Raw genomic sequence first — 8,244 nt, 5'->3', positions numbered from 1 at the left:
GTTCTGCGGATAAGCCTTTTCTTTGTCTGATTTCTCTTACGATTTGATTTTGCATTTCACGTGGGAGTGGTTCAAATCCTGCGATTTCAGTAGACCATAAACATCTACCTTCAGCAGCGGATCTGATATCTCCAGCGAAACCAAACATTTCAGCTACAGGCACTTTAGATTCAATTCTTGCCATGTCCCCTTCTTGACCCATGTTAACAATTTGACCTCTTCTGTTTTGGATTTCACGAGTACATGCACCCATGTAATCATTAGGAGTGTCAATAACTACTTTTTGCATAGGTTCGAGTAATGCAGGTTCTGCAAGCATCATGGAACCTAAGATTGCGTTTCTGATAGCAGGCAATACTTGAGCAGGTCCTCTGTGAACTGCGTCTTCGTGAAGTTTTGCATCGTTGAGTTTGAATTTTAATCCCATGGAAATTTCTTCGCCTAAAGGACCGTTTTTCAAAGTATTTTCAAATCCTTCGAGTAACAATTCTTTAACTTCATCCAAGTATTGGATACCACGAGTCATGTTGAGGAATATGCTTCTGTTGTGAACAGCCCATACTCTTCTGGCTTCTTCTTTATCTAAACCATGTTCCATGAAGTCGTTAGCTGACTCTTTACCTTTAACTCTACCTTCTTTGATGTCTCCTTCTTGGATTGCAGCGTAGAGTTCAGGTTCGATAGGTTCAACAGTAATGTAGAATCTGTTGTGCTTGTTAGGAGATTTACCTTCAACTTGTGGAGAGAGTTTCCTTACGGTTTCTCTGTATACAACAATAGGTTCGGAAGTGGTAATATCTACACCTTTGTCTTTAATTCTGTAACCGATAACTTCCAAGTGAAGCTCACCCATACCGGACACTAAGTGTTCACCGGTTTCTTCGTTAATATCGATTTTAACGGTAGGGTCTTCTTTACCAGTTTGTCTTAATACTTCAATCAATTTTGGTAAGTCTTTGGTATTTTTAGCTTCTACAGCTACAGTAACTACAGGTTCGGATATGTGTTCTAATCCTTCAAACTCTTTGATTTTGTCTTCAGGAGAACATAAGGTTTCACCAGCGATAGCTCCTTTTGCACCTGCAACATATACAATGTTACCTGCAGGAACTTTGTCGGTGTTAACTCTTTCAGGTCCGAAGTACACACCTACTTGCTGTACTCTGGATTTACCGTGGGAACCGACCATGTAAACTTCAGTACCTTTTGAAATAGCTCCACCATATACCCTACCGGTTGCGATTTCACCAGCGTGTTTGTCAACAGATACGTTGGTAACCATAACCGCTAAAGGTCCGTCAGGGGAGGTATTAATCATACATTCACCAGCAGGAGAATCGATGTCTCCGTCCCAGATGTTAGGTACTCTGTAAACTTGAGCTTCTTTAGGGGAAGGCAAGTGTTCTACTACCATACCTAATAATACATCGGATAAAGGTACTTTTTGTGCTAATTCTTTTTCGTTTTCAGCATTACAGTAATCAATAATGTCTTTGAAATTGATTCCAGTTTCTTGCATGGTTGGAACGTTGATCGCCCAGTTGTGGTAAGCTGAACCGAAAGCTACACTACCATCAGTGAAGTCCAATTTCCATTCTTCTTTTTTGTCTTCAGGAGCCATGTTTCTAATCAATTTATTAGCTTCCATGAAGATTTTCAAGAATCTGTTTTGTAATTCTTCAGGTTCTAATTTTAACTCGTTGATTAATCTGTCAACTTTGTTAATGAATAAAACTGGTTTTACGTTTTCTTTTAGAGCTTGTCTGAATACAGTTTCAGTTTGAGGCATGATACCTTCTACAGCACAAACTACAACTACTGCACCGTCTACAGCTCTCATAGCACGAGTTACGTCCCCACCGAAGTCAACGTGACCTGGGGTATCAATCAAGTTAATTAAGTATTCGCTGTCCTTGTAATCGTGTACCATTGATACGTTTGCAGCATCGATAGTAATACCACGTGCTTGTTCTTGTTCATCGAAATCCAAGAATCTTTGATCACCTGCAAGTTCTTCGGAAATCATTCCTGCACCTGCTAAAAGGTTATCAGATAAAGTGGTTTTACCGTGATCGATGTGAGCACAGATACCAATGTTTCTGATTTGGTCAGGTTCATACATTAACTCTTTGATTTTTGCAATCATTTTGTCTCTTCTACTCAAAATAACCACCTAAGATATAAACATTATATGATTAGTGTGCTGCTTTAGCAACTCTTTCTTTCTCTTCAGCTTTTTGTAAAGCAAAACTTCTTGAATCTTCTTGAGAAGCAAGAATTAATTCATCAGCTAAACATTCAGCAACAGATTTTCTGTTTTTGAATGAAGATTGTAAAGTACCTCTTGTTAAGAATCCTAATGAAAGGTCAACTCTTCTTTGTGGAGAAATGTCTACAGCAACTTGGTAACCGATACCACCGTATTTGATACGGGTAGTTTCTTCACGAGGTGCAGTGTTTTCAACTGCAGTGACTAAAACCTGAACAGGATTCTTTTTAGTTCTTTTGTGGATAATTTCTAAAGCATCTTTAACTATGTTGTAAGCCATATTTTTCTTACCGGAGTTGAGATGGGTTCTCATAACTTTATTCATTAATCTTTCAACAATTGATACTTTAGATTTTGCGAATTGTCTTTTTACGTGTCTACCAGAAGTATGTGGAACTAAAGTTTCATCTAAGCAGATATATTTTACTAAACCTAAGTCCTCAACTTTTACTTCATCGAGATCCCATTTACCAAATAATTTACTCATAAATATAACCACCTTATCTTACAGGTTTTTCTATTTTTCCACTTACCATTTCTGATAAAGCTACGTTATTAACTTTGGAAACTTTCCAACGGACTCCAGGAATATCTCCCATGGATCTTCCGGATGGTCCACCGATTCCTTCAATCATCACTTCATCGTGTTCATCGATAAATCCGATAGCTCCGTCACCTGGTGCGAAAGCAGTCAATTGTTTACCGTTTTTAATTAACTGAACACGAACACATTTACGAATAGCAGAGTTAGGTTGTTTTGCTTCTATCCCTACTTTCTCGATTACAATTCCTCTTGCTTGAGGAGCTCCTTCGAGAGGATCCGCTTTAACATCTAATCTTAAAGCTCTTCTTTTGTAATCTACATCTTTCCACTTAAAATTTTGTCTATTTTTTTTAAGTTTTTTTGCAGCAAAAAGTCCTGGCATATTTTTTTCCTCTAATCTTTTTGTTAAAAACCATATCTAAGAATCCACCGCTGCGATTTATACTATAGACTATAGTACAATCTAAATTCAAAGATATTAATCAGTAATAATAATTAATTAGATAAATTGCTTTATCTAAAAGAAGATATCTTGAAATAAAATTCAAAACATTGACAAAAAGCACACATAGTCAAGTTATTAAAAAAGTACAGATATCTTAAGATAAAATATATATTTCAACCTTTATAAAGGTATGTTTTTTTAGGTTGAAAATAAAAATAAAAAAGTTTTTTTTAAAAAATAAATTAAAATAAAATAGCCAAAAAAGCTATTTTAAAATAATATTGTCTATATTATGTTGTCTATTTGCTAACAATTTAGCTCTTTCAATATTAATCCCGTTCTTACCGATAGCAATACGTTTGTTTGTATTGTCAGCTGTTACAGTAGCTATTTTTTCGCCTGACTGTTTTTGACTTACTTTAACAGTTTGCAATTTTGCAGGGGATAAAACATTTTTAATAAACTGTATCGGATCATCATCCAATTCGATAATCTCAACACCTTTATCTACTGCTCTTTGAACTTTAGATACGGAACTGCCTCCTTTACCGATAGCAAGTCCCATGTCACCATTCTTAACAACGAAAGTAACTTTTCCATGTTCATCATCGATAATGCAATCTTTAACCATTGCTCCAGTCATATTTTCGAAAAGAGCTATGTATCTAATTTCATTTGCACTAAATTTAATAGACACTTAAATCTACCTCAAATCGTCTAATATAGTAGAATCTCCTGGATCGTTTACGATTAATGTAGCAACAGTGAAAGGTTTACCACAAACAGAACCCAAATCTACACTAGTTCCATCATATACTAAGGATGGAATTTCGGAAAGATTTGCGTAATATTCAACATCTTCAAGAATTTCTTTAGGAGCGTTAGCAGCAACAACAACGAGTTGGCCTTTTCCTAATTTTAAAGATTGAATTGATTTTTCAGAGCCTAAAGTTACATCACCAGTATCTACAGCTACTCTGATTCCTCTATCTACGTCCATCATCTAGCCTCCTATTAATTTTTATAATCCATTTTGACACCGACTGATCCGGTACCAAGAGGTATTGGTTGTCCAATAATAATATTTTCGATGATACCTGTTAAATCATCCACTTCACCGCGAATACTTGCGTTAAGTAAATGTTTACCAGTTTCTTCAAAAGCTGCACGAGCTAATACACTTGATTTTTCACCACTAATACCATGTCTTCCAATGGATTTTACTATACCTTCTGAAGTCATGATATCAGCAACTAACATGATATGTCTTACATCAACACTAAGACCCTGTTCTGAAAGAGTGTTTTGAGCTTCGTTAATAATAGATTGACGAGCAGCTTCAATACCTAAAACTTCACCGATTTCATGAATGTTGTTTGTAGTGGTTCTTACATGGTCAATACCGTCCATGTCGAGAATCTCTTTAAGGTTTGATCCTTCAGTGTGAATAATCCATTCACGGTCATCCTTACGGATAATAACCTTACCGATTCCTTTTATACCACTGATTTGCAAGTCACGAACCTTATCTGCTAAAAGACGAAGTTCACGTATTTCAAACTTGGATTCAGATTTATCTGATTTTTGAGAAGGAATTGTAATGGTATCATTTGTAATTGTTGCCTTCTTGAAGGTTTTTGAAATGATTGCATCAATGTCTTCTCTTTCAAGTCTTTTCTCTTCAATCTTCCTATTGTCCAAAACCGCTTCAACTTCCATGGTTCCATAGTTCAAATTAAAGTCAGAAAGAATATCGTTTATTGTACTTTTACCGATTTTATTAGCTAAAGTCCTAACAAACTCTTCATCATTGCGTCTTTCTTCATCAAAATAGATATCCATGGTTGGAGTAGCAATCTCTTTTCTAGCATCAACAATCTCAATAAGTCTTGGAAGACCTAATGTTACGTTTAACTCAGTTACCCCTGCATAGTGAAAAGTACGCATAGTCATCTGAGTACCAGGTTCACCAACAGATTGTGCAGCTACTGTTCCAACAGCCTCTCCAGCTTCAACATGAGCTCGGTCATAGGCAGCTTTAAGTCTGCGAATAAGTTCACGTAATTCATCATCAGTCAAATCCCTGTTGATGTATGATTTAGCCAAATCTTCGATATAACTATCTGGAAAAGCTATATCAAGATTTTCTTCATCATTGAGCTGAGCAATAATCTCATTTATTTTAATTATAACATCTTCCATAGTTACACCTACTTACCTTCCATTTCCATTTCAAGTTTAATCTCATCAATGAGTTTGTTTAAGTCTGCAGGTTTACCGAAGTCGGATTTTGCAGGGTCAACACCATCTTCACCGAACATGGTTTGAATAACATTACCCTGATTATCAGTAACAAGTCCTGAAGATTTAACCTGCAAGTCTTGAAGTGCGTTTACAAGTCTTCTTTGCATGTAACCGGACTGAGCTGTACGAATCGCTGTATCTACAAGACCTTCTCTTCCACCCATTGCGTGGAAGAAGAACTCGATTGGGTCAAGACCTGATTTGTAACTTGAGTGTACAAATCCTTTCGCTTTAGCCCCTAACTCACCTTTCTTGAAGTGAGGTAAAGTTCTGTTCAAGTATCCTCTTTCGATACGTCCACCCCTAACTGCCTGCTGACCTACACAAGCAGTAATCTGAGTTAGGTTCAGCATGGATGCCCTTGCACCGGTACGTGCCATAACTACAGAGTGGTTTTCAACAGCCATCACATGGTCATATGGGTCTTCTGGGTATTGTTTACCCATTGTAAGGTAGTTTTCTGCAATACTACCGGACATGTCCCTAGCTTCCCCGAGAACTTGCATGATTTTCATCTCTAAAGTCTCTTCGAGGCTTCTACCAGGTAATGCTTGGAGGTATCCTTCCTCATAAGATTGAACAAGCATGTCTACTTCTTCCATCTTCTTGTTTAAGTGCTCATTAATTCTGTCCTGAGCCTCTTCAGGAATTTCCTCATCATTTAAACTGGTAGTAATACCGGTTTTCATAATTCCACATATAGCTAAATCTGTTGAACGGTCTAAGAACTCTTTAGCTCTTCCAGGACCATATTCTTTAACAATTTTATCTAAGATTTTACCTGAAAATGAACCGTAAGCTGATTCATCGATTACACCCTGAGTCAAGATACCGTTTTTGATAACGACACTTGCATCCTCTTCTGGATATACTACAGGACATTTGGAAATCTCAGCACTATAAGATAAGTTTAAATCATTTGGCAGTAATAGTGAGAATAACTCTTTTCCAGTCCATTTATCTCCTTTATCTTTAAATATGAAAGAATCTTCACCGAAATCAGAATCATATTTTAAAACCCATTGGTTGGATTTGAATGGAGGAATTTCCAAGTGAGATTTACGGATAATCTGTAAAGCTTCCTCTTCTGTAAATTCCACACCGTCTCTGGTTAAGAGATATGCTCCTGAAATGTGGTCGTGAATAGCACCGATAATCGGTCCACCGAACCTTGGAGATAAGATGTGTTCCTGAACACGCATTAAAGATTTTGCTTCAGCACGTGATTCGTCAGTCTGGAAAACGTGCATGTTCATTTCGTCCCCATCAAAGTCCGCATTGTATGGAGGACATACACATAAGTTAAGTCTGAAAGTTTTGTAAGGCAATACTCTAACTTCGTGAGCCATCATACTCATTCTGTGAAGTGAAGGCTGACGGTTGAATAAAACCATATCCCCGTCTTTCAAGTGTCTTTCGACAATGAAACCAGGTTCCAATTGTTCTAAAATGAACTCTTTGGTTTCTTCAGTAACTCTTCTTTTGGTTTTTCCGTCGTTAGAGATTACATAGTTTGCACCAGGGTGAATATCAGGACCGTTTTCAATGAAAGTCCTCATTTCATCAATGTTCCATTCATTAACATAAACAGGTACGGTCACTTCTTTTGCAATCATTTCAGGCACACCGACCTCATTGATACTGATGTTAGGGTCAGGTGAAATTACTGTACGTGCAGAGAAGTTTACACGTTTACCGGAAAGGTTGGATCTGAATCTTCCTTCTTTTCCTTTTAACCTTTGTGTTAATGTTTTAAGAGGTCTTCCTGACCTGTGTCTTGCAGGTGGAACACCTGATGCTTCATTATCAAAGTAAGTGGTAACGTGATATTGCAATAGCTCCCATAAGTCTTCAACAATCAATTGAGGAGCTCCTGCTTCCATATTCTCAAGTAAACGTTGATTGATACGTAAGATATCTACAAGTTTGTGAGTCAAATCGTCTTCTGATCTCTCACCGGTATCCAAAGTAATTGAAGGTCTTACGGTTACTGGAGGAACCGGAAGTACAGTTAAAACCAACCATTCAGGTCTTGCAACTTCTGAGTTTACTCCTAAAATAAATGCATCATCATCAGTAATCCTTTCAAGTCTTTCACGTACTTCGGAAGGAGTTAATTTGTAATCGCCTTGACGAATAGTAACAGGTTTATCTAAAATAATAGCTTCCTGAGGTGCACCACAATGAGGACAGCAGTATTTCAAGTCAATTTCCTCATCATCTTCAGGCATGGTTTTTAACTCTCTTTTAGCGGATTTGTAAACATCCTTCAAGATATTATTGATACTTTCCTTGTTGCCCATTGCTTCACGAATTCTTTCTTCGTAAAACTCGATTTGCTCATCATTTAAGAGAATACGACCACAGTCATTACAGGTGGAACGTAAGATTTTGTGAATGACATCACCAAAACCTACATGAATAACAGGTCTTGCAAGTTCAATACTACCAAAGTGACCTTGACAATCCCCACCTTTAAAACCGCAGGTCCTACATACTAAACTAGGATCAATAATACCTAAACGAGGGTCCATCAAACCTTTCTCAATAGGAAAACCATCATCCCCATAAGTATCAGGATACTCGACAGTGACAACAGACATCTTACGAATATCCTCAGGAGACATTAAACCAAAGTTAATTTGTTCAATTTTTTTAATATAATGTGTCATGTATTGGCTC

At 37.1% G+C, this 8,244-nt stretch carries 7 protein-coding genes; all 7 read right to left on the bottom strand.

The window, feature by feature from the left end:
- Positions 1-2,164: elongation factor EF-2 (locus IJL02_RS06620; RefSeq protein ID WP_292813500.1), on the bottom strand; the 2,164-nt coding region annotated here is incomplete at its 3' end.
- 31 nt (positions 2,165-2,195) lie between these two features.
- The gene (locus IJL02_RS06615; protein ID WP_292813495.1) at positions 2,196-2,756 is read right to left on the bottom strand and encodes a 30S ribosomal protein S7; all 561 of its coding nucleotides are present in this window, start codon (positions 2,754-2,756) and stop codon (positions 2,196-2,198) included.
- 13 nt (positions 2,757-2,769) lie between these two features.
- Positions 2,770-3,195 (bottom strand): 30S ribosomal protein S12, encoded by a 426-nt coding sequence (locus IJL02_RS06610; protein WP_067044341.1) that lies wholly within the window; start codon positions 3,193-3,195, stop codon positions 2,770-2,772.
- A gap of 328 nt (positions 3,196-3,523) precedes the next feature.
- Positions 3,524-3,955 carry a NusA-like transcription termination signal-binding factor gene (locus IJL02_RS06605; protein ID WP_292813490.1) on the bottom strand — a complete coding sequence of 144 codons (432 nt, stop codon included), beginning with the start codon at positions 3,953-3,955 and terminating at the stop codon, positions 3,524-3,526.
- A 6-nt stretch (positions 3,956-3,961) separates the two neighbouring features.
- On the bottom strand, positions 3,962-4,261 hold the full coding sequence (locus tag IJL02_RS06600; protein WP_292739357.1) for a 50S ribosomal protein L30e: 300 nt from the start codon (positions 4,259-4,261) through the stop codon (positions 3,962-3,964).
- Between the two features lie 11 nt (positions 4,262-4,272).
- Complete coding sequence (rpoA2, locus tag IJL02_RS06595) at positions 4,273-5,460, bottom strand: DNA-directed RNA polymerase subunit A'' (RefSeq protein WP_292813487.1); 1,188 nt, start codon at positions 5,458-5,460, stop codon at positions 4,273-4,275.
- Positions 5,461-5,468: 8 nt separating this feature from the next.
- Positions 5,469-8,234 (bottom strand): DNA-directed RNA polymerase subunit A', encoded by a 2,766-nt coding sequence (locus IJL02_RS06590; RefSeq protein WP_292813483.1) that lies wholly within the window; start codon positions 8,232-8,234, stop codon positions 5,469-5,471.
- Positions 8,235-8,244 lie beyond the last annotated feature (10 nt).

Source organism: Methanobrevibacter sp. (genome assembly GCF_017427765.1).
Lineage (GTDB): Archaea > Methanobacteriota > Methanobacteria > Methanobacteriales > Methanobacteriaceae > Methanocatella.
The sequence above is the reverse complement of the archived record's forward strand: the minus strand, read 5'-3'. Positions and strand labels throughout refer to the sequence as shown.

What these genes read in the sequence shown, in the direction of transcription:
- rpoA2 (WP_292813487.1), bottom strand. Translation starts at nt 5,460, where the DNA reads ATGGAAGATGTTATAATTAAAATAAATGAGATTATTGCTCAGCTCAAT.
- IJL02_RS06600 (WP_292739357.1), bottom strand. Translation starts at nt 4,261, where the DNA reads ATGATGGACGTAGATAGAGGAATCAGAGTAGCTGTAGATACTGGTGAT.
- IJL02_RS06610 (WP_067044341.1), bottom strand. Translation starts at nt 3,195, where the DNA reads ATGCCAGGACTTTTTGCTGCAAAAAAACTTAAAAAAAATAGACAAAAT.
- IJL02_RS06590 (WP_292813483.1), bottom strand. Translation starts at nt 8,234, where the DNA reads ATGACACATTATATTAAAAAAATTGAACAAATTAACTTTGGTTTAATG.
- IJL02_RS06615 (WP_292813495.1), bottom strand. Translation starts at nt 2,756, where the DNA reads ATGAGTAAATTATTTGGTAAATGGGATCTCGATGAAGTAAAAGTTGAG.